The 26,987-nt window shown below is 74.4% G+C and carries 22 protein-coding genes and 1 tRNA gene; 9 read left to right on the plus strand and 14 right to left on the minus strand.

Features of this window, described 5'->3' with window-relative positions:
• Window positions 1-220 precede the first annotated feature (220 nt).
• Window positions 221-2,029 carry a glycosyl hydrolase family 18 protein gene (locus AB0D08_RS00005; protein WP_359885736.1) on the plus strand — a complete coding sequence of 603 codons (1,809 nt, stop codon included), beginning with the start codon at window positions 221-223 and terminating at the stop codon, window positions 2,027-2,029.
• A gap of 100 nt (window positions 2,030-2,129) precedes the next feature.
• On the opposite strand, the gene AB0D08_RS00010 is transcribed toward AB0D08_RS00005, so the two are convergent.
• Window positions 2,130-2,690 carry a MarR family transcriptional regulator gene (locus AB0D08_RS00010; RefSeq protein WP_033822500.1) on the minus strand — a complete coding sequence of 187 codons (561 nt, stop codon included), beginning with the start codon at window positions 2,688-2,690 and terminating at the stop codon, window positions 2,130-2,132.
• Between the two features lie 160 nt (window positions 2,691-2,850).
• On the opposite strand from AB0D08_RS00010, the gene AB0D08_RS00015 reads away from it, so the two are divergent.
• Together AB0D08_RS00015 and AB0D08_RS00020 are read left to right on the plus strand one after the other, a co-directional pair.
• Window positions 2,851-4,146, plus strand: a complete 1,296-nt coding sequence (locus tag AB0D08_RS00015) for an MFS transporter (RefSeq protein ID WP_359885737.1) — start codon at window positions 2,851-2,853, stop codon at window positions 4,144-4,146.
• Between the two features lie 124 nt (window positions 4,147-4,270).
• Window positions 4,271-5,653: an FAD-binding oxidoreductase gene (locus AB0D08_RS00020; protein WP_359885738.1), complete on the plus strand. Its 1,383-nt coding sequence runs from the start codon at window positions 4,271-4,273 to the stop codon at window positions 5,651-5,653.
• Window positions 5,654-5,886: 233 nt separating this feature from the next.
• Here the strand turns inward: AB0D08_RS00020 and AB0D08_RS00025 are convergent, their stop codons facing one another.
• Both AB0D08_RS00025 and AB0D08_RS00030 read right to left on the minus strand, forming a co-directional pair.
• Complete coding sequence (locus tag AB0D08_RS00025) at window positions 5,887-6,945, minus strand: MerR family transcriptional regulator (RefSeq protein WP_359885739.1); 1,059 nt, start codon at window positions 6,943-6,945, stop codon at window positions 5,887-5,889.
• Window positions 6,946-7,074: 129 nt separating this feature from the next.
• A tRNA-Met gene (locus tag AB0D08_RS00030) sits at window positions 7,075-7,148 on the minus strand.
• Between the two features lie 175 nt (window positions 7,149-7,323).
• Here AB0D08_RS00030 and AB0D08_RS00035 point away from each other — a divergent pair.
• The 3 genes from AB0D08_RS00035 (at window position 7,324) to AB0D08_RS00045 (ending at window position 10,503) form a co-directional block, all read left to right on the plus strand.
• Window positions 7,324-8,937: a phospholipid carrier-dependent glycosyltransferase gene (locus AB0D08_RS00035; RefSeq protein ID WP_359885740.1), complete on the plus strand. Its 1,614-nt coding sequence runs from the start codon at window positions 7,324-7,326 to the stop codon at window positions 8,935-8,937.
• 3 nt (window positions 8,938-8,940) lie between these two features.
• Entirely contained in the window at window positions 8,941-9,708 is a 768-nt protein-coding gene (locus AB0D08_RS00040; RefSeq protein ID WP_233289179.1) for an ABC transporter permease, read from the plus strand.
• Window positions 9,709-9,918: 210 nt separating this feature from the next.
• Window positions 9,919-10,503, plus strand: coding sequence for a TMEM165/GDT1 family protein (locus AB0D08_RS00045; RefSeq protein ID WP_033822483.1), 585 nt, complete (start codon window positions 9,919-9,921; stop codon window positions 10,501-10,503).
• A 45-nt stretch (window positions 10,504-10,548) separates the two neighbouring features.
• Here AB0D08_RS00045 and AB0D08_RS00050 read toward each other — a convergent pair whose 3' ends face one another.
• The 3 genes from AB0D08_RS00050 to AB0D08_RS00060 form a co-directional block, all read right to left on the minus strand.
• Window positions 10,549-11,619, minus strand: a complete 1,071-nt coding sequence (locus AB0D08_RS00050) for a peptidoglycan-binding domain-containing protein (protein ID WP_359885741.1) — start codon at window positions 11,617-11,619, stop codon at window positions 10,549-10,551.
• 146 nt (window positions 11,620-11,765) lie between these two features.
• Window positions 11,766-12,257 (minus strand): hypothetical protein, encoded by a 492-nt coding sequence (locus AB0D08_RS00055; protein WP_359885742.1) that lies wholly within the window; start codon window positions 12,255-12,257, stop codon window positions 11,766-11,768.
• A 323-nt stretch (window positions 12,258-12,580) separates the two neighbouring features.
• Window positions 12,581-13,510 carry an AraC family transcriptional regulator gene (locus AB0D08_RS00060; RefSeq protein WP_033822485.1) on the minus strand — a complete coding sequence of 310 codons (930 nt, stop codon included), beginning with the start codon at window positions 13,508-13,510 and terminating at the stop codon, window positions 12,581-12,583.
• Between the two features lie 94 nt (window positions 13,511-13,604).
• Between AB0D08_RS00060 and AB0D08_RS00065 the strand changes: the two genes are divergently transcribed.
• Complete coding sequence (locus tag AB0D08_RS00065) at window positions 13,605-14,096, plus strand: anthrone oxygenase family protein (protein WP_359885743.1); 492 nt, start codon at window positions 13,605-13,607, stop codon at window positions 14,094-14,096.
• 51 nt (window positions 14,097-14,147) lie between these two features.
• Here the strand turns inward: AB0D08_RS00065 and AB0D08_RS00070 are convergent, their stop codons facing one another.
• Complete coding sequence (locus tag AB0D08_RS00070; protein ID WP_051813281.1) at window positions 14,148-14,441, minus strand: DUF2087 domain-containing protein; 294 nt, start codon at window positions 14,439-14,441, stop codon at window positions 14,148-14,150.
• Window positions 14,442-14,563: 122 nt separating this feature from the next.
• Between AB0D08_RS00070 and AB0D08_RS00075 the strand changes: the two genes are divergently transcribed.
• Complete coding sequence (locus AB0D08_RS00075) at window positions 14,564-14,896, plus strand: antibiotic biosynthesis monooxygenase (RefSeq protein WP_033822487.1); 333 nt, start codon at window positions 14,564-14,566, stop codon at window positions 14,894-14,896.
• A gap of 56 nt (window positions 14,897-14,952) precedes the next feature.
• Here AB0D08_RS00075 and AB0D08_RS00080 read toward each other — a convergent pair whose 3' ends face one another.
• From AB0D08_RS00080 to AB0D08_RS00110, 7 genes are all read right to left on the minus strand, one after another.
• Window positions 14,953-15,828 (minus strand): ECF transporter S component, encoded by an 876-nt coding sequence (locus AB0D08_RS00080; RefSeq protein ID WP_051813283.1) that lies wholly within the window; start codon window positions 15,826-15,828, stop codon window positions 14,953-14,955.
• On the minus strand, window positions 15,825-17,435 hold the full coding sequence (locus AB0D08_RS00085; protein WP_359885744.1) for an ATP-binding cassette domain-containing protein: 1,611 nt from the start codon (window positions 17,433-17,435) through the stop codon (window positions 15,825-15,827). The genes AB0D08_RS00080 and AB0D08_RS00085 overlap by 4 nt, the downstream gene beginning before the upstream one ends.
• Entirely contained in the window at window positions 17,432-18,541 is a 1,110-nt protein-coding gene (locus AB0D08_RS00090) for a CbiQ family ECF transporter T component (RefSeq protein ID WP_051813284.1), read from the minus strand. Before AB0D08_RS00090 ends, AB0D08_RS00085 begins: the two co-directional genes overlap by 4 nt.
• Before the next feature lie 22 nt (window positions 18,542-18,563).
• Window positions 18,564-19,229 (minus strand): SCO2322 family protein, encoded by a 666-nt coding sequence (locus AB0D08_RS00095; protein ID WP_359885745.1) that lies wholly within the window; start codon window positions 19,227-19,229, stop codon window positions 18,564-18,566.
• Window positions 19,226-20,722, minus strand: a complete 1,497-nt coding sequence (locus tag AB0D08_RS00100; RefSeq protein ID WP_359885746.1) for a prenyltransferase/squalene oxidase repeat-containing protein — start codon at window positions 20,720-20,722, stop codon at window positions 19,226-19,228. The genes AB0D08_RS00095 and AB0D08_RS00100 overlap by 4 nt, the downstream gene beginning before the upstream one ends.
• 321 nt (window positions 20,723-21,043) lie before the next feature.
• Complete coding sequence (locus AB0D08_RS00105) at window positions 21,044-24,697, minus strand: RICIN domain-containing protein (protein ID WP_359885747.1); 3,654 nt, start codon at window positions 24,695-24,697, stop codon at window positions 21,044-21,046.
• 175 nt (window positions 24,698-24,872) lie between these two features.
• On the minus strand, window positions 24,873-25,466 hold the full coding sequence (locus AB0D08_RS00110) for a TetR family transcriptional regulator (RefSeq protein WP_033822493.1): 594 nt from the start codon (window positions 25,464-25,466) through the stop codon (window positions 24,873-24,875).
• Between the two features lie 202 nt (window positions 25,467-25,668).
• Here AB0D08_RS00110 and AB0D08_RS00115 point away from each other — a divergent pair, with 202 nt between their 5' ends.
• Entirely contained in the window at window positions 25,669-26,982 is a 1,314-nt protein-coding gene (locus AB0D08_RS00115) for a glycosyltransferase family 4 protein (RefSeq protein ID WP_033822494.1), read from the plus strand.
• Window positions 26,983-26,987 lie beyond the last annotated feature (5 nt).

Here is a 26,987-nt window from a genome sequence, read left to right on the forward strand (position 1 = left end):
CCCGGCCGACCGCGATCCGCGACGAGCTGATGGTGAAGGTGCATTGGACCTCCGGCGCCGGTTCGGCTTATCCGGGCGCCCGTCCACCCGCTCCACCCGTTGACGCAGTACGAAGGCCCCGCTCGATTCCACTGTCATGCCCCTGACGCCACGGCCCCACCCCGGAGCGTCGCACCCGCGGGGCGTGGCGGGATCCCCCACGACCAGGAGTCACGCAGCCATGCATCGTTCCGTTCCCGCCCCCCGGCCGCAGGGCCGGCGGCGGTCCAAGAGCCTGACGGCTCTGGTGGCCGGCACCGCCGCCTCCGCCCTCCTCGGTACCGCCCTCGCCCTGACCTCGGGTACCACCGCCCAGGCCGCGCCGACCAACTCCACCGGTGCCCCCGCGACCAGCGGCGGCATCAAGGTCGCCTACTTCGACCAGTGGTCGATCTACGGCAACGCGTACTACCCGAAGACCATCCAGGACACCGGCGTGGCCGGGAAGCTGGACTACCTGATCTACGACTTCGCCAACATCAACCCGACCACGCTGTCGTGTTTCGAGGCGACCAAGGCCGCCTCCCAGGACGAGAACAACCCCAACGCCGGTGACGGCGCGGCGGACGCGTTCGCGGACTACCAGAAGAGCTTCGGCGCGGACATCTCGGTCGACGGGGTGGCGGACGCCTGGGGCCAGCCCATCGCGGGCAACTTCAACCAGCTGAAGAAGCTGAAGGCGAAGAACCCCAACCTCAAGGTGCTGCTGTCGATCGGCGGCTGGACCTACTCCAAGTACTTCTCCGACGCGGCCGCCACCGACGCCTCGCGCAAGAGGCTGGTCTCCTCCTGCCTCGACATGTTCATCAAGGGCAACCTGCCCGTCGACGCCGGGTACGGCGGCGCGGGCTCGGCGGCCGGGATCTTCGACGGCATCGACATCGACTGGGAGTACCCGGGCGGCGGCGGCCACCTCGGCAACCACGAGAGCGCGAGCGACAAGCAGAACTTCACCAAGCTGCTGGCCGAGTTCCGCACCCAGCTCGACGCCCAGGGCGCGGCCGACCACAAGACCTACGCGCTCGCCGCGGCGGTCGGCGCCGGCCAGGACAAGATCAAGAACATCGAGACGGACAAGGTCGGCCAGTACCTGACCTTCCTGGACGTCATGACCTACGACATGCACGGCGGTTGGGAGGCGCAGGGCCCGACCAACCACCAGGCGCCGCTCTACTCCGGCCCGAACGACCCGATGACGCCGATCCCGGGCGGCACCGGCAAGTACTCGATCGACGCGGCCATCAAGGCCTGGACCGTCGGCGACCCGCAGTACGGCATTGCGGGCGGCTTCCCCGCCAACAAGATCAACATGGGCATCCCGTTCTACTACCGCGGCTGGACCGGCGTGCCCAACAACGGCAAGAACGGCCTGTTCCAGAGCGCGACCGGCCCGGCCGCCGGCGCGGCGATGTCCGGCAGCGTCCCCGGCATCCAGATGTACAAGGAGCTCGCGGGCTTCGTCGACAACGCGTCCAAGACCTTCTGGGACGACCAGGCGAAGGCCACCTACTTCTACGACGGCACCACCTTCTGGAGCGGTGAGGACGCCAAGTCGATCCAGGCCAAGGTCGACTACGCGCACTGCAACGGCCTCGGCGGTTCGTTCGCCTTCTCGCTGTACGACATGGGCACCAAGACCGCCCTGTTCGACAAGATGGTGACCGCGACCAACGGCTCCGCGGCCGACTGCCCGGCGGCCCCGAGCAGCCCGTCGCCGTCCGCCACCTCGGCCTCGCCGAGCGCCTCGGCCTCCCCGTCGACCTCGGCCTCGCCGTCCTCCTCGCCGTCGACCTCGGCCTCCCCGTCGAGCTCGCCGACCACGCCCGGCACTTGCACCGCGCCGAGCTGGAACGCCGCCACCGTGTACGCCACGGCCGGCACCAAGGTCAGCTGGAAGGGCCACAACTACACCAACAAGTGGTGGACCACCAACGAGGACCCCACGCTCAGCGGCCAGTGGGGCGTGTGGACCGACAACGGCGCCTGCTGAACCACTGACCAGCCCGCAACAGAGCGCCCGGCCGGGACCTCCCGGCCGGGCGCTCCGCACGTCCGCGGGCGGACGGCCCGGTTGCCGTGCCCGGGGTGGGTCAGTCCAGGTCCTCGGTTCGGCCGAGGGCGTCGGGCTGGGTCACCTCGATGCGGCGGAGCATCCGGCCGAGCATGGCGGACAGGGCCGGGCGCTCCTCGGGGGTGATGTCCTGGAGCAGGTCGGCCTCGAAGACGGCGGCCATCCGCATGAGCTCCAGCCACTTGTCGCGGCCGTCCTCGGTCAGCTCGATGATCACCCGGACCCGGTTGGTCTCGTCCCGGTCGCGGGTGACCAGGCCGTCGGTGACCATGCGGTCGATCCGGTGGGTCATCGCGGCCGGGGTCAGGCCGAGCCGCTTGGCCAGCTCGCCGGGCCCGAGCCGGTACGGGCTGCCGGAGATGACCAGCGCCTTGAGCACCTCCCACTCGGCGGACGTGATTCCGAGCACAGCCAGCTGCCGGCTGTAGGCCACGTTCATCCTGCGGGCGAGCCGGGAGAGGGTGGACACGATGGTCTCCACCTGGGGGTCCACCGTCGGGAATTCCCGCTGGTAGACGGCCACCTGCTCGGCGATGCCCAGCTCGCCGTCGTCCGGCGGCGCGGGTCTGCGTGCGCTCATGCGGACCATTGTCCCACGCAATCCTGCAGTCGTTAAGCCTTTGACGTCTCAACCTTTCGATGCATAGAGTTCAGGCCTAAAGTTTAGCTCTTAAATCTTCCGGCCTAAACACGACAGGTCCGAAGTCTCAAGCGAAGGGGTGTGCACGGTGACCGGCACGGTGAAGCAGCAGAGGCAGCAGCGGTACGGGGCGGGCGGCCCGCTGCGCCGCGTCCAGATCGGCAACGCGCTCAGCGCGTTCGGCAGCGGCTTCACGATGCCGTACATGTTCGTCTACGTGGACCAGGTGCGCGGGCTCGGCTCGCTCGCCGCGGGGATGGTGTTCACCCTCTTCGCACTGGCCGCGCTGGCCGTGCTGCCGTTCACCGGCCGCGGCATCGACCGGTACGGGCCGCGCCCGGTGCTGCTGGCCGGCGCCGCGCTGGCCGCCGTCGGCGCCTTCTCGTTCGGGCAGGCCGCCACCACGCCGACCCTGCTGGTGGCGTCCTTCCTGTTCGGCGCCGGTGTCACCACCTGCCAGCCGGCCCTCGCCACCATGATCGTGCGCAGCTCGGCCAAGGCCGGCCGGGCCCGGGCCTTCGCGCTCCAGTTCACCCTGGTCAACCTGGGCATGGGCATCGGCGCGCTGGTCGGCGGGCAGATCGTGGACGTCGCCGACCCGGCCAGCCTGACCCGGCTGTTCACCATCGAGGCGCTCACCTTCCTGGGCCTGGCCGCCGTCACCGGCACCGCCCGGATCCCGGCCGCCGCGGCCGAGGAGAGCGGGCCGGTTTGCCGGGACGCCCCCACCGGCCTGCGCGCGCTGGTCCGGGACAAGGCGATGCTGCGGCTGTGCCTGCTGGCCGGGCTGATCTTCTTCACCTGCTACGGACAGTTCGAGTCCGGTGTGGCGGCGTTCGCCACCGACACCGTCGGCACCGCGCCGTCCACCCTGGGCGTGGCGATCGGCGCCAACGCGCTGACCATCGTGGTGCTGCAGATGTTCGTGGTGCGGATCACCGAGCGCCGCCGCCGCACCACCGCGATGGCCGCAGCCGGCGTGGTCTGGCTGGCCGCCTGGGCGATGGCCCTGGTGGCCGGGCTGATCCGGACCGAGGCGGCGGCCGCCACGGCCGCCATCGTCGCCATCTACGCGCTGTTCGGCGTCGGCGAGTCGCTGCTGGCGCCGACCCTCGGCCCGATCGTCGCCGACCTGGCCCCGAGCCGGCTGCTCGGCACCTACAACGCCGGTTACGCGCTGGTGAAGCAGATCGCCGTCGCGGTCGGCCCCGCGGTCGGCGTGCTGCTGGTCGGCTCCGGTACCTGGCCGCTGTACCTGGCCGCGATGGCCGCCTGCACCCTGCTGATCGTCGCGCTGTCGGTGCGGCTGCGCGGGCACCTCACCCCGGCCCAGGACAACGTCCGGGTCCTGACGGTCGCTCAGCAGCCGGTCCGGGAGCTGCAGACCGCCGCCTGACCGGGCGCCGCGGACGGCCGCCCGGCCGGATCAGGGCCGTACCCGCTCCGGGGTGCGGCCCCTCCCGGGACGGGACTACGCTCGGTAACGTCGGAGTGGTCCCCGTCCCGGAGAGGGGCGAAGCATGACTTCCGACGTGCTCGACTCCGGTGGCCCGGCCGCCCTGCGGTCCGGACTGCTGGGGGACGTCATCGGGCCCGGCGACAGCGGCTACGACGAGGCGCGGGCCGTCTTCAACGGCATGGTCGACCGCAGACCGGCGGTGATCGCGCAGTGCGCCGACCCCCGTGACGTCGCCTCGGCCGTCGCCTTCGCCCGTTCGCACGGGCTCGAGCTGTCGGTCCGCGGCGGCGGCCACGGGGTGACCGGCGCCGCCGTCGCCGAGGGCGGGCTGGTGGTCGACCTGCGCCGGATGAACTCCGTCCAGGTCGACCCGCAGGCCGGCACCGCCCGGGTCGGCGGCGGGGCCACCATGGCCGACCTCGACCGGGCCACCCAGCCGTACGGCCTGGCCACCACCGGCGGCCGGGCCTCCACCACCGGCGTCGGCGGCCTCACCCTGGGGGGCGGCTCCGGCTGGCTGGAACGCCGGTTCGGGCTGATGTGCGACAACCTGCTCTCGGCCGACCTGGTCACCGCGGACAGCCGCCGGGTCCGCGCCGACGAGCAGCAGCACCCCGAGCTGTTCTGGGCCCTGCACGGCGGCGGCGGGAACTTCGGCGTGGTCACCTCGTTCACCTTCGGCCTGCACCCGCTGCCCGCCTTCGCCATCGCCCTGCTGCTGTGGCCCGCCGAGGCCGGACCCGAGGTGGTGCGCCGCTACCGGGACTACCTGGACGACGCCCCGGACGAGGTCGGCGGCGCCCTGCTCTACCTCACCGCGCCACCGGAACCGTTCGTCCCGCCCGACCTGGTCGGCCGGCTCGCCGTCGGCATCCTGCTCACCTACACCGGCGGCCTCGGCCAGGCCCAGCCGGTCTTCGAACCGCTGCTCGGGCTCGACCACCGGGCCGAAGTGATCGCCGAGCTGCCCTACGCGGACGTGCAGTGCATGCTCGACGACCCCCCGGGGTACCGGAACTACTGGTCGGCGGAGTACCTGGCAGGCTTCCCCGACCAGGCGGCGGACCTGTTCTGCGCGCGAGCGCGGGACATGGTCACGCCGTCGCCGTCCCAGCACGTGCTGTTCCCGCTCGGCGGGGCGGTGGCCGCCGGCCGCGACGACTTCCCGGTGCCCTGGCGCTCCGCGCCCTGGGCCGTCCACCCCTTCGGCCTGTGGGAGGACCCGGCCGACGACGCCCGCGGCCGGGCCTGGGCCCGCGCGGTGTGCACGGACCTCAGGCCCTGGTCGGTCGGCGCGGTCTACCTCAACTTCATCGGGGACGAGGGCGAGGAGCGCAGACGCGCCGGTCTCGGCGAGCGCAACGCCCGCAGGCTGGCCGCGGTCAAGGGCGAGTACGACCCGGACAACACCTTCCACCTCAACCACAACATCGTCCCGGCCTGACCCCGCCGCCACAGCCGCTGCCCGGCCCGGGCGGGAGGGGAAGGGGCCTGCGACGGGCTGCGCGCGGCGCCGGTGCGCGGGCGTCGCATGGGGGAGGGTGGGGTGCCTTCCGGCCGGCGGCCCGGGCGGGGGTCTGCCCCGCCGCCACAGCCGCTGCCCGGCCCGGGCGGGAGGGGGACGGGACTGCGAGGGGCGGCGCTTGGGATGGGGGTGCCTTCCGGCCCGGGTGGGGGTCAGGGGGCGGTCGGCATCAGGAGTGAGAAGGTGCCCTCGCGGTCCGCGAACCGGATCGCCAGCGGCGCGATCGGGCCGCCGAACTCGAGTACGAGCTGTCCGGAGCCGCCCGCCGCCACCGCCTCCAGCAGGAAGTCGCGGTTGACCAGCACCCGCAGGTCGCCCGCCGCGGCACCGCCCGGGTCGGCGGCCACGCTCAGCGCACCCCCGGCGTCCACCGCCAGCACCGACACCGGGTAGTCGGCACCGTCCTGGCCGCGCCGGGCGGGGCGCACCGGCCCCTCGGCCAGCGCCCGGCGCAGCCGGTCCGCGTCCGTCGCGACCCGGTGGGTCGTCTCCAGCCGCACCAGCGCCCGGTAGTCCGGGTAGTCCTGGTCGATCCGCTCCCCGCTCACCGAGCGGCCGTCCACCGTGACGGTCAGCTGCTCGCCGTCCAGCACCAGCCCGGCCGCCCCGGCGGAGCCCGCCAGCAGTGCGCGCACCTCGTCGGCCAGCGCCGTCGGCACGATCACGCTCAGCTCCGGACCGTCCTGCCCGGCCACCGGGGCCTGCGAGAGTGCCAGCCGGTAGCGGTCGGTGGCCACCAGGTGCAGCAGCCCGCCGGTGGTCTCGAACAGCACTCCGGCGACCGCCGGGTGCTCCCGGCCCGGCGCCGCCGCGAAGCGTACGGCGTCCAGCGCGGCCGCCAGCGCGGCGGCCGGCACGGTCAGTCGGATCGGTCCCATCGGTGTCTCCCTCAGCTCGATCAGTGTCCGGACCGCGGAGAGCTCACGGCGGGCGTCCGCCAGGCCGTCCTCCAGCCTGCGCAGGTGGGCCTCGACGGCCTGTCCGGCCGCCTGCGGCCCGCCGTCCAGCACCCGCCGGACGTCGGCCAGCGGCATCCCGACCCGGCGCAGCCGGGCCAGCAGCCGGGCGTCGGGCAGTTGCTGCGGCGCGTACCAGCGGTAGCCCGTGCGCGGGTCCACCCGGGCCGGGCAGAGCACCCCGGCGCCGTCGTAGAAGCGCAGCGCGCTGACGCTCAGCCCGCTGTCCCGGGCCATCTCACCGATACTGCGCATGCCGCTCTCCACACCGGGAACACTGGGCCCTCGACCAGGTCGAGGGTCAAGCCGCGCCGGCCGCCCGGGCCGGTCCAGGACATGCCGAAGGCCCGGCAGACTGGTCTGCCGGGCCTTCGTGCTACTGAGTAGCGGGGACAGGATTTGAACCTGCGACCTCTGGGTTATGAGCCCAGCGAGCTACCGAGCTGCTCCACCCCGCGTCGGTGAACACGACCTTACGGCACGCGGCGCCCAAAGCGAAATCGCTTTCCGCACGAGGGCGGCGGATCACCGGGCCGCCCGCCACCGGCGGGCTAGGATCTCCCCGAGGCGACACAGTGTCAGGCCCGGCCGGCGTCCCCGTCAGCCGGACCCACCGATCGAACCGGCGAGGTCATGGCGCACGCGGCAGTCACCGACACTCCTGCCCCCGTCCAGGCTCCCGCCCCGGCACCGGGCGGGCCGGCCCCGTGGGCGGTCCGGCACTCCGGCTGGCTCGGCCCGCTGGCGGTGGCGCTGTTCGCCGGGCTGCTGCGGTTCTGGAACCTCGGCAAGCCGAACGCCTTCGTCTTCGACGAGACCTACTACCCCAAGGACGCCTGGTCCCTGCTGCGGCAGGGCTACGAGGGAACCTGGCCCAAGGACGCCAACGACCTGGTCCTCGGCGTGCCGCAGCGGATCCCGCTCTCCACCGACCCGGAGTTCATCGCCCACCCGCCGCTCGGCAAGTGGGTCGTCTCGCTCGGCGAGTGGGTGTTCGGGCTGCACCCCTTCGGCTGGCGGGTCATGGTCGCGCTGCTCGGGACGGTCACCGTGCTGATGCTGGCCAGGATCGGCCGCCGGCTGTTCTCCTCCACCCTGCTCGGCTGTGCCGCGGCGCTGCTGATGTCGGTGGACGGCCTGCAGTTCGTGCTCAGCCGGGTCGGGCTGCTGGACGGCGTCCAGATGTTCTTCGTCCTCGGCGCCTTCGGCTGCCTGCTGGTCGACCGGGACCGCACCCGGGAGCGGCTGCGCGCCGCCCGGGCCGAGGGCGGCCGGGCCGGCGACCAGGTCCGGCACGGCCTGCGGCCCTGGCGGCTGGGCGCCGGTGTGCTGCTCGGCTGCACCTGCGCGGTGAAGTGGAACGGCCTGTACATCGTGCTGGCGTTCACCGTGCTCACCCTGCTGTGGGACCAGGCGGGCCGCCGCCGGGCCGGTGCGTACCGCCCCTGGCGCTCGATGGTGCGCCGGGACGCGCCGTGGGGGCTGCTCTCCACGGTCGGCGCCGCGCTGGTGGTCTACCTGGCGAGCTGGACCGGCTGGTTCGCCACCGGCGGCGGCTACGACCGGCACTGGGCGGACGGCCGGGCCGGCCTGTCGATGCCCCGCACCCCGGTCGTCGACATCCCGCTGCCGCAGATCCCGATGACCTGGGTGCCCGCGCCGCTGCGCAGCCTGTGGCACTACCACGCACAGATGTACGACTTCAACACCGGCCTCTCCGACCCGCACTCGTACCAGTCCAACGCCTGGAGCTGGCTGGTCCAGGGCCGCCCGGTGTCGATGTACTGGCAGCAGCTCCCCCAGGGCCAGGGCGGCTGCACCGCGCCGGAGGGCTGCGCCAGCCAGATCCTCGGCCTCGGCACCCCGGTGCTGTGGTGGGCCGCGTGCTTCGCCCTGGTGTACGCGCTGTGGCGGTGGTTCTTCCGGCGGGACTGGCGCTCGGGCGCGGTGCTGGCCGCCGTCGCCGGCATCTACCTGCCGTGGTTCCAGTACCAGGCCCGGACCACCTTCTCGTTCTACATGGTGGTGCTGGTGCCGTTCCTGTGCCTGGCGGTGGCGCAGATGCTCGGCGCGCTGCTCGGCCCGCCCGGCGCCTCGCCGGTGCGCCGCCGCTGGGGTGCGGCCGGCGCCGGGGCGGTCGTGCTGGCCGTCATGGCCTGCTTCGTCTTCTTCTACCCCCTGTACACGGCGGAGGTGATCCCCATGTCGGACTGGCGGGACCGGATGTGGTTCACCAGCTGGGTCTGACCGGTGGCGGCGCCGGCCCAGCTGCTCCCGGTCACCCCGCTGCTCGGGGTGGTCTGCGCGGTCCTGCTGGCCGGGGCGGTGGCCGTCGCCGGATGGGGACGGCTCGGCCACGGCCGGGCGGTGCTGCGGGCCGGGCTGCGGGCGGCGGTCCAGCTCGGCGCGGTGGCCCTGGTGATCGCCTGGGTGGTGGGCTCGTTGTGGGCCACCGCCGCCTTCGTGCTGCTGATGCTCGGCGTCGCGGTGCGCACCGCGGGCCGGCGGATCACCGCCGGCCCGGGCTGGGTCTGGGCGGCGGTACCGATCACCGCCGGGGTGCTGCCCGTCCTGGTCCTGCTGCTCGGCACCGGGCTGCTGCCGCACCGGGGCCTGGCGGTGGTCCCGGTGGCGGGCATCCTGATCGGCGGCGCGCTGAGCGCCACCTCGCTGTCCGGCCGGCGGGCGATGGACGAGCTGCGCACCCGGCACGGGGAGGTGGAGGCGGCCCTGGCGCTGGGCTTCGAGGACCGGGACGCCCGGCTGGAGATCTGCCGGGCGGCCGCGGCGACCTCGCTGGTACCGGCGCTCGACCAGACCAGGACGGTCGGACTGGTCACCCTGCCCGGCGCGTTCGTCGGGATGCTGCTGGGCGGCGCGACGCCGGTCCAGGCCGGGGCGGTGCAGCTGTTCGTGCTGGTCGCGCTGCTCCTGGTGGAGTCGGTCGCGGTGGTCGCGGTGCTGGAACTGGTCGGGCGGGGCCGGCTCACCCCGGATCCGGTCGGGGCCGTGGGGTAGGCTGGGCGACTGTTGAAGGGGAGTAGCCCTCCACCGGAACGTCGACATACTGGCCCGCTCGCGGGCCCGGCGCCCGGGACACCCGCACTCCGGGGTGTTGGCGAGACCTTCGGCCGCAGTCCTGTGATCATTCCAGTGCTGTCGGGCCGAAGCGTCCCCTCGCGGAGCTCTCCGGCCGGGCAGCCCGACCGAGAGACGACCGACACCCCGATGAGTCTGACCGTTGCCGCCGTCACCTTCGGCATCATCTTCCTCGCCGAACTCCCCGACAAGACCGCGCTGGCCAGCCTGGTCCTCGGGACCAAGTACCGCGCCTCCTACGTCTTCGCGGGTATCGCCGCCGCCTTCGCCCTCCAGGTCGGCCTCGCGCTGGCGGCCGGCAGCCTGCTCGCCCTGCTCCCGCAGCGCTGGGTCGAGGGCGTCACCGGACTGCTCTTCCTGGCCGGCGCGGCGATGCTGCTGTGGCACAAGGACGAGGAGGACGACGGCCAGGAGGCCAGGCAGCCGTCCTCCGGCAGCTTCTGGAAGGTGGCCGGGGCGAGCTTCGCGGTGGTCGCGGTCGCCGAGTTCGGCGACCTCACCCAGATCATGACCGCCAACCTGGCCGCCAAGTACGCCGACCCGCTGTCCGTCGGCCTCGGTGCCTGGCTGGCGCTGTGCGCCGTCAGCGGCATCGCCATCCTGGGCGGGCAGAAGCTGCTGAAGCACGTTCCGATGCGGGTGATCATCCGGGTGGCGGCCGGTGTGATGCTGCTGATGGGCGCGTTCAGCCTGGTCAAGGCCGTGGTCGGCTGACCTCGGCCCGGCCTGGCCGGCCGGGGCCCGCCCCGGCGGGCCGGATCAGCCCATCGCCTCCAACTGGCCGCGCGTCACCGGCCCGTACTTGCCGCGCTCACCCGACGGGATGTTCTGCCCGTACACGGACTGGAAGTAGCTGACGGCCTGCTTGGTGCGGCCGTCGAAGGTGCCGGTGACCAGCGAGTCGTCGTACGCCCAGTACAGGACGTCCGCCAGCCGCTGCTGCATGGCGCTGACGTCCGGGCCCTTGTCGCCCTGCTGCAGCATCGCCCGGACCGTGATGGTCGGGGTGGGCGCCGGCGGGCTCGGCGGCGCCGTCGGGGAGGCGGAGGCCGTCGGGCTCGGCGGGACGCTCGGCGCGGTGGCGGACGGGCTGGCCGGCGGCTTGCTGGTGGCCGCCTTGGACGCACTCGCCGATGGCGAGGCCTTCTGGCTGGGGGAGGCGCTCGGGGACGCCGAGGGGCTCGGGGCCACCGGGGGCGCGGCCTGCTCGGGGGAGGACACGCTCGGCAGCGGCAGCGCCTGGTCCGAGGACTTCCCGCCGTCCGAGGGGGCGAGCGCCATCGCCAGCCCGGCGCCCAGCGCCACGATGCCCAGACCCGCACCGACCACCACGGCCCGGCGGCGGCCGGCGGTGCCCCGCCCACCGCCCGGAGCGGACGCCCCGGCGGGGGCGAGCACCTGGTACGAGCCGAGGTCGGACCGGCCGGTCCGGTCCTGCTGCGGCTGCCCGTACCGGTGGACGGGCTCCGGCCCGGCGGGCGGCGCCGACGGGACCGGCGGCAGCAGCGCCGTCTCCTGGTTCCCGCCGTGGTTGCCGCCGTACCGGTACGGCTCCTGCTGTGCCTGTGCCTGTGCCTGTGCCTGTGCCTGTGCCTGTGCCTGTGCCTGTGCGTGCTGCCCGGGTCCGTCCGCGGCCTGCGGCAGCAGCGCGGTGGCGAACGGGTCGGCCGCCGCCGGTGGTTCGTAGCCGACGGCCGCCGGAACGTACGGCCGTACCAGCGGCGGGCCCTCGATGTGCGGGAGCACCACGGTCTCCTCGACCGGGGAGGCGCACGCGCAGCCGCCTGCGGTACGGGCCGCTCCGCACCGGTGGCAGTGCTCTGCCGGCATGGGCCGGTCCTCCTCGGGTCGGGTGTGAACGGGCCCGATTATGCAGGAGGTTGCCGGGCGTGCACAGGCTCGTTCGCCCGCTCCGGCAGTCATTGTCCCGGTTGATGACGATACGAACGTTGTGAACGATCGGTGTCGATCCGGTGTCAGGCGGAGTCCGTCGAGGGGAGCTTCGAGGGGTCCATCACCAGCTCGGCCGGCGGTGCGGACACCTCCACCGGCCGGTCGAAGCCGCCGAACCAGACCGTGCCCGCGCCGTCGCCGGTCAGCGTCTCGATCTTCACCGGGTACGGCGTGCCCTCGGCGGCGACGTAGATGTCCGAGTCCACGGCGGCCGCACTGTGGTACTTGACGGCCTGCACGCCGTCGATCCGGTCGGTGCCGGTCCGGGTGAGCACCCCGAGGCCCGAGGACAGGCTGTCGTACTGTGCCAGCAGCCTGTCCAGGTCGCACAGCTGGGCGAAGGGGGCCCAGAGCTTCTGGTCACCCGACGGGACGGCCAGGTAGTCCCCGGCCACGCCGGGGGGCAGCGCCCGGCCGCCCGCCCCGCCGCCGAGCGACGGCAGCGACCCGCTGTCCGGCTTGATCCAGCGGCGGTCGCCGACCGCCAGGAACTCGTAGGTGCCGGAGCCCCGCACGGCGGTGCGCCCGGTGCACGCACCGTGGCGGTCCAGCGAGACCGGATCTCGACGTTCCGGCCCTTGGCCTTCCCCAGGTGGGTCACGGTCAGCGACTGCGCGGCCCGGTCGACGCTCTCGTAGGGCGACAGCGCCGCGCCGGAGGCCGGCGGGTCCGGTGCCCGGTCGCCGCCGCCACAGCCGGACAGCGCGAGCGCCAGGACCGAGCAGGCCGCAGCCGCCCCGGCCGCCGCGCGCAGCCCCGTACCCGTGCGCGTCCCCATGACATCCCCCCGGACGGTGTCGATCTCCGCCGGAGGCTAGCAGGCCGGTCCGACGGTCCGTCAGCCGGCCCTGAAACGCTGCGGGCTGACGCCGTTCACCCGCTTGAAGGCGGCGCTCAGCGCGAACGCACTGCCGTAGCCGACCCGCCGGGCGACCGCCGCCAGCGTGGCGTCCGGTTCCCGCAGCAGGTCCGCGGCGAGGGCGAGCCGCAGACCGGTCAGGTACGCCATCGGCGGCTCGCCCACCAGCTCGGCGAACCGCCGGGCCAGCGCGGCCCGGGAGACCCCGGCAGCGTCGGCCAGTCCCGCCACCGTCCACCCGGCGGCCGGGTCGGTGTGCAGCAGCTCCAGCGCCCGGCCGACCACCGGGTCGCCCTGCGCCCGGTACCAGCCGGGGGCCCGCGCCTCGGGACGGGCGAACCAGGCCCGCAGGGCGGAGCTCAGCAGCAGGTCGAGCAGCCGGTCGAGTACCACGTCCTGGCCGGGGCCGTCCCGGCCGATCTCCTCCTCCAGCAGCGGCACCAGCGGCGAGGACCACTGCGCGCGGTCCAGCACCAGCAGCAGGGGAAGGGCCCGCAGCAACCGCCCGCTCACCTCACCGCGCAGCTGGTACGTGCCGCTCAGCAGCACCGTCGACCCGCCCGGGCCGTCGCCCCAGGCCCGGACACCGAGGTCCATGTCCGCGCACAGCTCCACCCCCTCCGGGGTGGTCGAGCGCTGGCCCGGGTGGATCACCACCCGCGGCGGCCGGTCCGGCCGGTCCGCGACGGTGTACGGCTGCGGGCCGCGGGCGACGGCCAGGTCACCGGGGTGCAGTTCGACGGCCGGGCCCTCGTCGGGCACCACCCAGACCTCGCCGCGCACCGGTGTCAGCACGGTCAGCGGCGCCTCGTCCTCGATCCGCACCGACCACGGCGGATCGAACACGGACCGGAGCAGGAAGGCGCCCTGGGCCCGCGGCCCCGCGAGCAGAGCGGCGAGTGCGTCCACGGGGCCCAGCTTAGGACCGGCCTGGACGCGCACGCATGCGGCCGAGCGTCCCGGCCATGGCCGCCCCCCGGGCCCCGGCGGTTGACTTGCGGGCATGACGGTACTTCGAACGGCGACCCTGGTCGCGGCCACCGTGGCCACCGGGCTCAGCGCGGGACTCTTCTACAGCTACGCCTGCTCGGTGATGCCGGGCCTGGCACGGGCGGACGACCGGACCTTCGTCGAGGCGATGCAGCGGATCAACGTGGCCATCCTGAACGGCTGGTTCGCGCTCTCCTTCGCCGGCGCGATGGTGCTGCTGGTCGCCGCGGCGGTGCTGCAGTTCCGGGGCGGCGGCGGGACGGCGCAGTGGTGGGTGCTGGCCGCCACGGCGCTCTACGCGGTCCTGCTGGTCGTCACGGTGACGGTCAACGTGCCCCTCAACAACCGCCTCGCGGCGGCCGGCGACCCGGGCGGCGGGATCGATCTCGCCGCGGTGCGGGCCGACTTCGAGCAGGTCTGGGTGCGCTGGAACGTGGTCCGCGCGCTGGCCGGCACCGCCGCGTTCGCGTGCCTGGCCCGGGCGTTGACCCTGACCGGGCTTTGACCCTGACTGGGCGCGGCTCCGCCGCCTGATCGCGGCCGGCCGCCCCCGCCCTCAGGCGGTCCGGCGGTAGCTGCTGCCGTCGCGCGGACGCTCCAGCCGGCCGTCCTCCACCAGGTAGCGGCGCAGCGCCGAGCAGTCGTCGTGCACCGTGCGCAGTGCCTCGTTGACCTCCTGTTCGGTGTACGAGCGGCCGGGCTCGAACAGGGTCTCGGTGAGGTGGGCCAGCAACTGCTCGCGCCGGGCGGCCCGGCGGGGGATCGCGGTCAGCCGGCCGCGCGAGAAGAGCGCGGCCACCGCGCCGGCCGGCTCGGGTCGCTGGGGTCGGTCGGGTCGGTCCTCGGTCATGGGTACTGCCTCCGGGTCGGTGGATCGCTGCCCCGGACGCTGCCATGCCGTACCCCCGCGGGTCACCCGATTTTGGCCCGGCGCCGCGCGGGCGGGCGCCGTGGGTGGGGCAGGATGGGGTCATGAGCATCGTGAAGATCAATGTGCTGACGGTCCCGGCGGAGATGCGGGAGACGCTGGAGAAGCGGTTCGCCGCGCGGGCCGGGGCGGTGGAGAACTCGGACGGGTTCGAGTGGTTCGAGCTGCTGCGGCCGGTGGAGGGCACCGAGCAGTACCTGGTGTACACCCGGTGGGCCAGCGAGGAGCACTTCAAGGCGTGGATGGAGGGGCCGATGCAGGCGGCGCACCGTCAGGGCCCGCCGGCCGGGGCGGGCGAGGCGCCGAAGCGCCCGGCGGCCTCGGACTCGACGCTGTGGTCGTTCGAGGTGGTGCAGTCCGCCGGCCCGAAGGGCTGACCCGCGCACTGACGCCCGGTCCCCGACGCCCGGCCCCTGGCCCCCGGGGCCGGGCGTCAGCCGTTCTCGCGGAACTCGACCGGGGTGCCGAACGCCGCCCGGCGGGTGGCCCGCCGCAGGGCGCGCAGCACCGGGCCGCCGACGGTCAGGCACAGCACGGCGGTGAGTGCGGCGCGCGGCAGGTCCCAGCCGAGCGAGGTGGTGAGGCAGTACACCGCGAAGCGGACCAGGTTGTCGGTGACCGGGTCGCCGGGGACGAAGGCGACGGAGCTGCCGAGGCCGGCGATGTAGGGCCAGCCCTGGAGGTTCATCACGGTCCCGTACGCGATCGAGGCGAGCGCCCCGTAGCAGGCCAGCATGGTGAGTTCGGCGCGTCCGCGCAGGGTGGCGGCGCCGGGCAGCAGGCCGGCGCCCAGGCTGACCCAGCCCATCGCGAGCATCTGGAACGGCAGCCAGGGCCCGACCCCGCCGGTCAGCAGCGCGGAGGCGAACAGCGTGACGGCGCCGAGGACGAAGCCGAAGCCGGGCCCGAGCGCCCGCCCGGCCAGCACCATCAGGAAGAACATCGGTTCCAGGCCCGCGGTGCCCGCGCCGAGCGGCCGCAGCGCGGCCCCCGCGGCGGCCAGCACCCCGAGCAGCGCCACCGACTTGGCCTCCAGTCCGGGCCCGCCGCCGGCCTCCCGGCCCTCCGCGATCTGCGCCAGCACCACGCCCAGCAGCAGCGGCATCAGCAGCGCGAACAGCCAGGGCGCGTCGGTGGAGTGGCCGACCAGCGCGGAGTCGGTGGCGGCCAGCAGCGGCCAGCCGAAGCCGGCCACGCCGATCAGCGAGACCAGGCCGAGCACGGCCAGCGAGCGCCGGCCGAGCGGGACCGGGCGCCCCAGCAGCAGCCGGCGGTCGGGCGGCGCGGGGCGGTCGGGCGGGCGGGTCACGAGGACGCCGCCAGGGCCTCGGTGACCTGGCGGACCGTCAGGAAGCCGGGCACCGCGAGCACCTTGGCGACCTGCGGGGCGAAGGTCGGCGAGGCGACCACCACTTCGGGTGTCGGTCCGTCCGCGACGATCTCGCCCTCGGCCAGCACCACCGTGCGGTGGGCCAGTTCGGCCGCCAGCTCGACGTCGTGGGTGGCGAGCAGGACGGCGTGGCCGTCCGCGGCGAGTTCGCGCACCACCTCGACCAGCCGGCCCTTGGCGGCGTAGTCCAGGCCGCGGGTGGGCTCGTCCAGCAGGATCACCGGAGGCCGGGCGGTGAGCACCACGGCCAGCGCGAGGGTGAGCCGCTGGCCCTCGGACAGGTCGCGCGGGTGCAGCTCGTCGTCGATGCCGGGCAGCAGCCGGGCGACCAGCGCGCGGCAGCTGCCGGGGGCGGCCTCCGCGTCCTGGTCGGCGGCGGCGCACTCGGCGCCGACGCTCTCGCCGAACAGCAGGTCGCGCGGGTCCTGCGGAACCAGCCCGATCCGCCGCACCAGCTGCTTGGGCGCGGTGCGGTGCGGTTCCAGGCCGCCGACCCGGACGGTGCCCGAGCCCGGCCGGTGCAGGCCGACCAGGCTGCCCAGCAGGGTGGACTTGCCGGCGCCGTTGCGGCCCATCAGGGCGGTGATCTCGCCGGGCCGCAGCGCGAGGTCGACGCCGCGCAGCGCCGCCACCGGCCCGCGCCGGACCGCCAGCCGTACGGTCTCGGCGACCGGTTCGCCCGTGGCGGGCGCCGCGGGAGCGGGGGAGTGGCCGGCCAGCCGGGTCCGCAGCGGGGCGGCCTTGCGGCGGGCGTCGCGGACCGACAGCGGCAGCGGCGACCAGCCGGCCGCCCGGCCGAGGGCGACCACCGGCGGGTGCACCGGTGAGTGGGTCATGATCTCGGCGGGCTCGCCCAGGACCGGCGGCTCGCCCCGGCCGGGCAGCAGGAGCACCTGGTCGGCGTACTGGACGACCCGCTCCAGCCGGTGTTCGGCCAGCAGCACCGTGGTGCCGAGGTCGTGCACCAGCCGCTGCAGCACGGCGAGCACCTCCTCGGCCGCGCCCGGGTCGAGCGCGGACGTGGGTTCGTCCAGCACCAGCACCTTGGGGTGGACGGTCAGCACCGAGCCGATCGCCACCCGCTGCTGCTGGCCGCCGGAGAGCGAGCGCAGGGCGCGCCCGCGCAGCTCGGCCAGGCCCAGCAGGTCGAGGGTCTCCTCGACCCGGCGCCGCATCACGGCGGGGGCCAGGCCCAGCGACTCCATGCCGTAGGCGAGTTCGTCCTCCACGGTGTCGGTGACGAAGTGCGCGATCGGGTCCTGGCCGACGGTGCCGACCAGGTCGGCGAGTTCGCGCGGGCGGTGGTCGCGGGTGTCGCGGCCGTCGACGGTGACCCGGCCGGTCAGCTCACCGCCGGTGAAGTGCGGGACGAGGCCGCTGACGGTGCCCAGCAGGGTGGACTTGCCGGAGCCGGACGGACCGACCAGCAGGCACAGTTCGCCCTCGGGGACGGTCAGGTCGACCCCGTGCAGGGCGAATCCGGCGGAGTCGGCGTACCGGACCGAGACCCGGTCGAAGGTGATCACTGGGTGCTCCGGGGCGGTTCGGGCGCGACGGCGGCGGGCAGCAGGCCGAGCAGGATCGCGGCGGCCGGCAGCAGGGGCAGGGTGGGGGCGGCGAGCGGGACCACGGACGGGGTGAAGGCGTCCGGGTAGCGGCCGGAGAACCAGATGGTCAGCGCGGCGACGGCCACCCCGCTCGCGCTGACCAGCCACTCCGGCGGCGCCCACGGGTCGGGCCGGTAGCGGGTGCGCACCGCGCGCCGGCTGCCCAGGGCCAGGCCCGCGCCGGTGACGGCGAGCCCGAGGACCAGGACGGGGAACGCCCACCCGGCGCCGCCCGGGGCGAGCAGCCCGTAGCAGGCGCCGCAGACGCCGAGCAGGCCGAGCACGGTGAGCGCGGCGGTGGCCCGGGAGAGGTGGCGCGGGACGTCGGCGGTGCGGCCGAAGCCCCGGGTGTCCATCGCGGCGGCCAGAGCGACGGACCGTTCCAGGGCGCCCTCCAGCACCGGCAGCCCGACGCTGAACACGGCCCGCACCCCCCGGTCGGTGCGCCCGCGCAGACGGCGTGCGGCGCGCAGCCGCTGGACGTCGGTGACCAGGTTCGGGGCGAAGGTCATCGCCACCACGACGGCCACCCCGGCCTCGTACAGCGCGCCGGGCAGGGAGCGCAGCAGCCGGGACGGGGAGGCGAGGGAGTTGGCCGCGCCGACGCAGATCAGCAGGGTGGCCAGCTTCAGGCCGTCGTAGAGGGCGAACAGCAGGCCCTCCAGGGTGACCGGACCGCCGATCCGCACCCCGCGTGCCCAGTCGGGAAGCGGCAGCTGGGGGAGGGTGAAGAGCACATGGCTGCCCGGGACCGGCGAGCCGAGCAGTACGGCGAACACCATCCGGACCGCGACCACCAGCAGGCCGAGCTTGAGGAACGCGCCGTACGAACGGGACCAGGGGGCGTCGCTGCGGCGGGCCGCCACCACGTACCCCGCCACGGCGACGATCAGCAGGAGCAGCAGCGGGTTGGTGGTCCGGGATGCGGCCGCGGCCAGGCCGAGGGCCCACAGCCACCAGGCGCCGGGGTGCAGCAGCCGGGGGCCGATGGTGGAACGTGTTCCGGTTTTCGGGGTTCGGGGCACGGGGTGGGGATCCTGGTGGGGGTCAGTGGCGTCGGCGGCGGGCCTGGACCACGGCGCCCGCGCCGAGCAGCAGGACCAGCGCCGCACCGGCGATCAGGCCGACGGAGGGGCCGCCGCCGTCGGAGGACTTCGAGGTGGCCGCCACCGGTTCGCCGCAGCCGGCCCGGGGGTACCCGGCGATGGCGCACAGCAGGCCGGCGGAGTCGTAGCGCAGCGGCGGCGCCACGGCCGCCAGCACCTCGGCCGAGGTCGCGCCGGAGGGCACCGACGCGCAGGCGGTGCGCGGCGCGGGCGGGGACTGCCCGGCGTCGAGCGCGCCGGGCGGGGAGTCCGCCGTGGTGCCGAAGTCCAGCACCACGGCGACCCGCTTGCGGCCCGCCGCGGCGGCGGTGGCCCCGCACGCCGCGGCGAAGTCCCCGGCGCCGCCGGGCTTCGCGGCCTGCCGGCCACCGTCCGGGCTGTCGGCGAACCGCCAGCCGTCGACGCCGCCGTCCGGCGGGACGTACGTGGTGGGGCCCTGCTGCTGGTACACCCAGGCGTCGCCGGACCACTTCCAGAACGACCAGTAGCGGTACCCGGCCGCCTCGGCGGGGGCGGCCGCCAGGCCGAGCAGGACGGTGAGGGCGAGCAGCCCCGCGAGGACGGCGGCGGGGCGGCCCGCCGCCGTCCGGCGTACGGCTCCGGTCACTTGGGCCCGTCGCCCTTGTCGTCCTCGGGGCGCTGGGCGTCGGCCTGCGGCTGCTCGCTCTGCGGCTGCTCCGCCGGGGTCTGCGGCGGCTCGGCCTGCCCGGCGGACGGCTGCCCGGCGGACGTCTGCTCGGTGGACGGCTGCGCGGCCGGCGCCGGCCCGGAGGTGGCCGGCTCCGCGGGGTGGGGGTGCTCGGGGTGGTGGTGGGTGCTCAGGTGCCGGGCGCCGCGGCGGCGGCTGAGGCTGATCAGCAGGCCGCCGCCGACGCCGATCAGCAGGCCGACCCCGATCAGCCAGCCGGTCGACAGCCCGGGGTCGGTCTTCGGGATGGTCGCCCCCGGCGCCTTGGTGGCGGCCGGTACGGACTGCGGGGCCGGCCCGGCGTCGATCAGCAGCTGGACCAGGTTGTGGCCGTCGAAGTCGTACGGGTCGACCTTGGCGGCGTGCGCCGCCAGCAGCAGGGTGGCGGCGGCCGCGGCGTCGGTGCCGTCCTTGCCCTGGGCGGCCCACGGGTAGCCGTTCTTGACCAGCCAGTTGGCGGCCGGGGCGGCCTGGTCGGGATGGCCCGCCCGGACCAGGCCGAGCACGGCCCAGGAGGTGGCGGTGAAGTCGGGGCCGGGGGTGGCACCGGGGGTGTTCTGCACCAGGTGGTCGCCGCCCGCGGACAGCTGGGCCGTCAGGTACGCGGAGACGGCCTCGGCCGCGTCCGCGTGCGGCACGGTCGCCGCGGTGGAACCGGCCGGGCAGGCGGGGGCCGTGGGGGAGGGGGAGGTGCCGGTCCCGGTGGGCGGCGGTACCGGGAGGCTGCCGCCCGCGGCCGCCAGGGCGGCCTGGGCGGAGGCGAGCGTGTTCGGGGCGAGCGAGCCGTCGGGGGCGGGCTGGTAGGCGAAGGCGCCGCGCTGGTCGGCGGGCGCGGCGCAGCCCAGCTGGAACGCGGCGAGGCCGTCGTAGGCGCTCTTGCCGGCCTTGGCGGTGCCGGCCGGGTCGGTGCCGGTCGCGACCAGCGCGTTGACCGCCAGCGCGGTGGAGTTGGCGTCGCCCGGGGTACCCGGGTTGTAGGCCCAGGTGCCGTCCGCGTTCTGGACGGCCTTGAGCCACTGGGTGCCCTTGGAGACGGCGTCCTGGTGGCCGCCGAGCCGCACCAGCGCCTGGACGGCGACGGCGGTGGCGTTGCTGTCCTCGGTGGCCGGGTCGCAGGCGGCGGCCGGGTCGGCCCGGTACGACGGCCAGCCGCCGTCCGCGCACTGCTGGCCGGTGAGCCAGGAGACCGCCGAGTCGGCCGGCACGACCTGGTCGTCGGCGAGGGCGAGCAGGGCCAGCGACTGGCGCCAGACACCGTCGTAGGTCGGGTCCCCCTTGCCGTACAGCCCGGCCGGCACGGCCACCGGGGCGGACGAGGGTGACGGCGTGTCGGCCAGTGCGGGCGCGGCGGTGAGGCCGGCGAGCAGCAGGGCGGCCACGGCGGCGGTGACCGGACGGGCGGCGGTCGGCATGGGGGGTGGAGCCTTTCGGTGGGCGGTGGCGGCAGCCCGGCCGGGCCGCCCGGACCCGGGCGGAGCCGGACGGGGGTGCCGCCGGGGCGCTTGCCCCCTTCGGGCCCGCCGGTGGGCCCTGACGGGCCGACGGCGGCTCGGCCGGTACCGCGTCGGTACGGCCTTTGCCCTGGTGGGAGGCGGATGGAGTTGTCGTGCCCCGACTCTAACGGCCCGGCGGACGGCTCCCGTGCCAACACGGTGTGGCCTCGGTCGCACATGGCGGGAGCCCCGCTCCGGCCGGGTGAACGGCCGGAGCGGGGCTCCCGGGGTGAGGGTGGATCAGGTGGTGCTGTTGGGCGTCATGGTCCAGGCCTGGTTGCTGGGGCCGAGGCCCCCGCAGTCCCAGAGGATCACTCGCAGGCCCGGGGTGGTGGTGTTGGCGCCCGGCAGGTCCACGCAGAGGTTGGACGCCACGTTCAGGATCCGGCCGTTGCCGTTGACGGCCCACTTCTGGCCGGGCTGGTCGGCCGAGCAGGGGGCGACCGCCAGGTTGGTGTTCCTCCCGGTGCCGTTGTTGAGGGCGCCGACGCAGTTCGCGCCGGCCCGGATGGTGCCGTCGGAGGCGAACTGGAAGTGCTGGTTGATGCCGTTCCAGCAGTTGTAGACGGCGATGGCGGCGCCCGGGTTCGGGCCGCCCTCCGCGTCGAGGCAGATGTTGCCGGCGATGGCCGAGTGCACCGAGACGCTGGCGTTCAGCGCGCCGATGTTGGTCGGGTTGTTGAAGCCGTCGACCCGCTCGGCGACCGCGGAGTGGTTGACGCCCTTCCAGATGCCGATGGTGCCGTTGGTGTCGACGGTCCACAGGTCGGCGAAGCCGTCACCGGTGATGTCGCCGGACGAGCCGATCTGCGGGTAGGCGGTCCCGTTGGTGCCGCTGCCCGTGAGGATCAGGTAGCCGGTGTCCGGGTCGAGCATCGAGGAGTAGTCCTCGGTGCCGTCCGCCTTCTTGCCGATGGCGTAGGCGCGGACGTCACCGGTGTCGGTGTTCCGGGCCCACAGGGTGGCCTGGTAGACCGGCTTGCCGCCGACCATGGTCGGACCGTTGGCCGGACCCGGGTTGATCAGCTGCCACTTGCTCCAGTCCTTGGTGGACAGCTCGGCGCCGCCCTTGCGGGAGAGCGCCCGGCCGGCGGTCTCGCCGTGCGGGAACAGCCAGAGCTTGCCGTCGATCACGGTGAGCAGCGAGCTGCGGGCGGCCAGCTTCTTGGTCGGGTCCTGCGGGTCGGTCAGGTTCTCGCCCTCGACGCCGCCGATGGAGACGACCTGGGTGGCGTTGGCCCAGCTGGTACCGCCGTAACCGGCGGGGCAGGTGATGGTCGCGCCGTCGGCGTCCTGGCAGAGGTTGACCTTGAGGATCGGCGACCGCGGGTTGAAGTTGCCGTGGCCGTCGTTCGGGTAAAGGTACAGGTTGCTGTCACCGGTCGCGTGGACGATCAGGTCGTCGACGGCCTTGCCGCCCCCGATCAGGGTGGCGCGGTGGCTGACCTGGACGCCGGCCCAGGTGCTGGTCGGCGAGGCCGCGTTCGGGCCGACGATCGGCGCCGCCGTGGACGGGTCCAGGGTCGGGCGGACCAGACGCAGGTTGCCGTTGGCGTCCGGGAGCACGATGTCCGGCTTGGCGTCGCCGTTGACGTCACCGAGCACCGGCATGGAGCCCGGCTTCCACGGGGCGTAGAAGCTGTACGGGGCCGGCTGGCTGTAGTTGCCGGCGTTGTCCTGGGACTGGACGTACAGGATGTTGCTGCCCCACAGGCCCGGGGTGTAGTGGAAGCTCCCGTTGGTGGTGACGCCCTCGTTGGTGTTCTCGTAGGTGTTGCAGTTCCAGCCGGTCACCGGGGTGGAGCTGGTGCTCCAGCGGATGCAGGCGATGCCCGAGGCGGCGCCGCCGGCCGGGACCGGGTCGTCCCCGCCCACGGTGAAGGTGCCCTGGTCGGTGCTGAACTTCGCCGGGTTGTCGTTCGGCGTGCCGGACGGCGGGAAGTCGGTCGAACCGATGCTGACGGTCGGGGCGGTCTTGTCGACCCGGAAGTAGCACCAGGCGGAGTCGGGCGAGGTCAGGCCGCCGTCGGTGGAGTTGGCCAGCCAGCCGTACTGGTGGCCGTCGGTCAGCTCGCCGTTGTTGACGCTGATGCTCTGGGCGTCGTTGTAGCCGCCGCCCGAGGCGCTGTCACGCAGCAGGCCCCAGCCGGTGTTCTGGTCGTCCCACACGCGGAACTTGGTGACCAGCGGCATGTTGGTCGGCGACCAGCTGCTGGCGGTCAGCGTGAGGTTCTGGTTGGCGCCGACCCAGCCCGGGTTGTACCAGGCGTAGGCGCCGCCGGGGGTCTGGCACTCGTTGTGCGAGTTGTTGCTCGCGAACCCGGGAGCCGGGCTGGTCCGGGGCCACCAGACGCTCGGCTTCATGTCGTAGTCGGTGACGATGTGCGGGTTGTTCTTGATGTGCTTGCGGTAGTACTTGTTGTTCTCATCATCGGGGGCGATGCCGAAGGTCCACCGGGCGTCCTTGTTCGCGGCGGCCTGCTGCATGTGCCAGGTGACGTCGAAGTTGATCGGGCCGGTACCGGTGATCCAGTACGAGTTGCCGATCTTGCTGCAGCCGCCGAAGGTGCCGCCGCCGTTGCACGGCTGGTTGCGCCAGGTGGTGTCGCCGTTGATCTGGCCGGCCCAGTACAGGCCGAGCGGGGTGCTGGTGCCCGGGCTGGAGGCGCCGGTCACGTCCGCGTAGAACGTGGCCTTGTAGATGGTCGGGCGCTCGGGCGCGCCGCCCGGCTGGTTCCAGATCGCCGAGTTGATGCCGATGCCGTAGTAGGCGCGCTCGCGGCCCTGGCCGGTGCAGTCGCTGTAACCGCAGTAGCCGACGCCGAGGTCGGTCACCTTGTCGGCGTACTTGGTGTCGGGGTGGTACTCCTGCACCTGGATCGACTGGACCGCCGGGCTGTCGGCGCTGACGGTCGGGTCGAGGTACCAGGGGCCGGTGCCCTTGCCGAAGGTGGCCGAGTCCGGCGTGAGGGTCAGCGCGGTGCTGTCGGCGGTGATGCCCATCGCGGCGGCGGTCGCCCCGGCGCCCGGGCCGTCCGCGTCGGAGGCGGCGGCCGAGGCGGCCGCGGCCGGGGCGGCGGCGCTCTTCGGCGCGGCCAGCAGGCTGCGGTTCTTGCCGGCGGAGGAGGACCCGGTGGCGACCGGCGCGGGGAGCGCGGAGTCCCACTGCAGCGGCGTCGGCGCGTGCAGCCGGGTCTGGCCGGAGGAGTCCTTCAGCGCGATGCTGCCCGACTCGTCGGTGGACACGCTCAGGCCGGTCGCCTTGACCGGGAAGCGCAGCTGCTTCAGCTTCGGGTCGGCGGCGGCCGCCGCCGTACGCACCACGATGACGTCCCGCCAGCCGCCGTCCGGCAGCGCGGTGAGCTGGAGGTCGACGTCGGGCAGCACCGAGGCGTAGGTCGCCGTCGAGCCCTGCCAGGTCGGCTTCGGCAGCTTGAACGGCGCGCTGATCGCGAACGACTTGCCGTCGGGCGTGGTGATGGTGGCCAGCGGGCCCTCGCCGCCCCCGGAGACGGTCAGCGCGTTGGTGCTGACTGCCGGGCTCAGGCTGCCGTCGGCGTTCTTGTGCAGGGCCGGGTCGAGTTCGGCCCAGTTCCCGTCGCGCTTGGTGCGGACCGGCGCGGCGTTGTCGGTCGTGCTCAAAGTGCCGTCAGGATTGACCAGCGTTTTCGAGGTCTCGGTCGTGAGCGCATCGACGACCACGGTCTGCCCGGTCGACTTCGCCTTGGCCTGCGCGTCCACGACGGCCTGCTGAGTGGCCGTCAGGACGGGCTTGTCGCCGGCCGCGGGCGACGGCGTTCCGGTCGCCGCGAGGGCCGGGACGGTGAGCGACCCGAAGCCCAGGGCGCCGGCCACGACCATCGTCGCCAACCGCGCCATTCCCCTGTTGTTCATACCCGGTGACGCCTGTTCACCGGACGTCGATATGGATCTCAGCATTCTTCTGACGCTCCCCCACATGCTCGTGCTCGCCCCCAAGGCGCGAGCGTTCGAGGGGGAACGATGGTGGGCGAGTCCCCCCCACGTCAAACGGGTTGAGGATTAGGGTGGATATTGGCGAAACGCCTTGTCAGTGGGCGGTCAGGAGGCGGGCCGCGGAGTGCAGGTCGGCCCGGACCTCGGCCAGCGACGAGCGGCCCGACAGCCAGCCGATCAAGGTCGCGTGCCAGGTGTGGCCGATCACCCGCAGCGCCGCCTGCTGCTCCGCGCCCGGCGGGCCGGGCAGGGCCGCGGCCTCCAGCACGATCGCCGAGGTCAGCCGCGACACCTCGTCCACCTCGTGGCTGACCGAGCGGTCGGCGAACGACAGGGCCCGCACCATCGCCTCGGCCAGCCGCGGTTCGCGCTGCAGCACCTGGAACGCGGTGGTCAGCGCCTCGGCGACCCGGCCGGCCGGATCCGCCCCGGCCGGCGGCCGGCGCCGGACCTGCCCGTGCAGCTGCTCCAGCTGCTCCCGCGCCACCGCGACCAGCAGGTGCACCTTGGAGGGGAAGTACCGGTACAGGGTGCCCAGCGCCACCTGCGCGCCCTCGGCGACCTCGCGCATCTGGACCGCCTCGTAGCCGCCCCGGGCGGCCAGCGCGGTGGCCGCCCGCAGGATGCCGCGGCGCCGCTCGGCCTGGCGCGGGGTCAGCGCGGCGCGGGCCGCGGTCGTGGTGGTCAAGGAAGCCCCCGGACGGCTGGTCGCGATGTCGGGTCCCAGCGTGGCGTGAATCACCTGCCCTGGCTCAGAACGGGAAGCTACGGGCCGGTATCTTCGAGGTCTCTCGTTGTTCACCCGCCCAACAGCGAGCTCCACACCACCATGAAACGTGATCTACTTTACCGGCCGTGCCCACTGCGGTGAGTAGGGATAAGGGGCCAGGATGACCGCGCTGCCGCGACCGCTGCGGATCGCCCTGCTGTCCTACCGCGGTGACCCGTTCTGCGGCGGCCAGGGCGTCTACGTCCGCCACCTCTCCCGCGAGCTCGCCCGCCTCGGCCACCACGTCGACGTGATCGGCGCCCAGCCGTACCCCGTCCTGGACGAGGTCGAGGGACCGGGCAGCGTCCGCCTGGTGGAGCTGCCCAGCCTCGACCTGTACCGGTCCGACGACCCGTTCCGCACCCCCGCGCTGGCCGAGTACCGCGGCGCGGTGGACGTGCTGGAGGTCGCCGGGATGCGCACCGGCGGCTTCCCCGAGCCGCTCACCTTCTCGCTGCGGGCCCGGCAGTACCTGGCCCGGCACAAGGGCCGCTACGACATCGTCCACGACAACCAGACCCTCGGCTACGGCCTGCTCGGCCTCGCCCGGCACGGCTTCCCGCTGGTCACCACCGTGCACCACCCGGTCACCGTGGACCGCCGGCTCGAACTGGACGCCGCCGCCACCCGGCTGCGCCGGCTCTCGCTGCGCCGCTGGTACGCCTTCACCCGGATGCAGCGCCGGGTCGCGGCCCGCCTCGACCACATCATCACCGTCTCCGCCAGCTCCAAGGCCGAGATCACCGAGCACCTCGGCGCCGCACCGCGCGCCGTCTCGGTGGTCCCGATCGGCGCCGACACCCGGCTGTGGTCCCCGTCCGGGGCCGTCGAGGTGGTCCCCGGACGGATCGTCACCACCTCCAGCGCGGACGTCCCGCTCAAGGGGCTGGTCTACCTGGTCGAGGCGCTGGCCAAGCTGCGCACCGAGCGCGACGCCCACCTCGTGGTGGTCGGCAAGCGCCGGGCCGAGGACGGTCCGGTCGCCGAGGCGGTCCGCCGGTTCGGCCTGGAGGCGCACATCGAGTTCCGCACCGGGCTGACCGACCAGGAACTGGTCGACCTGTACCGCTCCGCCGAGGTGGCCTGCGTGCCGTCGCTGTACGAGGGCTTCTCGCTGCCCGCCGCCGAGGCGATGGCCACCGCCACCCCGCTGGTCGCCACCACCGGCGGTGCGATCCCCGAGGTGGCCGGCCCGGACGGCGAGACCTGCCTGGCGGTCCCGCCGGGCGACGCCGGCGCGCTCGCCGCCGCCCTCGGCCGGCTGCTCGACGACCCCGCGCTGCGCGCCGCGCTCGGCGAGGCCGGCCGGGCCCGGGTGCTGGCCGGCTTCAGCTGGGAGCGGGCCGCCGAACTGACCGTCGAGCGCTACCGGGCGGCCATCGCCACCGGCGCGGGGCGCCGGGCCAGGGCCGGCGCCGGCTGGCGCTACGTCTGACCGTC

Origin of the sequence: Kitasatospora sp. NPDC048540, from assembly GCF_040651175.1 — a bacterium.
Taxonomy (GTDB): domain Bacteria; phylum Actinomycetota; class Actinomycetes; order Streptomycetales; family Streptomycetaceae; genus Kitasatospora.

Bases quoted from the DNA above. Each gene is read 5' to 3' on its own strand.
- AB0D08_RS00025 (WP_359885739.1), bottom strand. From the start codon at position 6,945: ATGCGCAGTATCGGTGAGATGGCCCGGGACAGCGGGCTGAGCGTCAGC.
- AB0D08_RS00070 (WP_051813281.1), bottom strand. From the start codon at position 14,441: ATGACCGAGGACCGACCCGACCGACCCCAGCGACCCGAGCCGGCCGGC.
- AB0D08_RS00115 (WP_033822494.1), top strand. From the start codon at position 25,669: ATGACCGCGCTGCCGCGACCGCTGCGGATCGCCCTGCTGTCCTACCGC.
- AB0D08_RS00105 (WP_359885747.1), bottom strand. From the start codon at position 24,697: ATGAACAACAGGGGAATGGCGCGGTTGGCGACGATGGTCGTGGCCGGC.
- AB0D08_RS00045 (WP_033822483.1), top strand. From the start codon at position 9,919: ATGAGTCTGACCGTTGCCGCCGTCACCTTCGGCATCATCTTCCTCGCC.
- AB0D08_RS00010 (WP_033822500.1), bottom strand. From the start codon at position 2,690: ATGAGCGCACGCAGACCCGCGCCGCCGGACGACGGCGAGCTGGGCATC.
- AB0D08_RS00005 (WP_359885736.1), top strand. From the start codon at position 221: ATGCATCGTTCCGTTCCCGCCCCCCGGCCGCAGGGCCGGCGGCGGTCC.
- AB0D08_RS00035 (WP_359885740.1), top strand. From the start codon at position 7,324: ATGGCGCACGCGGCAGTCACCGACACTCCTGCCCCCGTCCAGGCTCCC.
- AB0D08_RS00100 (WP_359885746.1), bottom strand. From the start codon at position 20,722: ATGCCGACCGCCGCCCGTCCGGTCACCGCCGCCGTGGCCGCCCTGCTG.
- AB0D08_RS00065 (WP_359885743.1), top strand. From the start codon at position 13,605: ATGACGGTACTTCGAACGGCGACCCTGGTCGCGGCCACCGTGGCCACC.
- AB0D08_RS00075 (WP_033822487.1), top strand. From the start codon at position 14,564: ATGAGCATCGTGAAGATCAATGTGCTGACGGTCCCGGCGGAGATGCGG.
- AB0D08_RS00050 (WP_359885741.1), bottom strand. From the start codon at position 11,619: ATGCCGGCAGAGCACTGCCACCGGTGCGGAGCGGCCCGTACCGCAGGC.
- AB0D08_RS00020 (WP_359885738.1), top strand. From the start codon at position 4,271: ATGACTTCCGACGTGCTCGACTCCGGTGGCCCGGCCGCCCTGCGGTCC.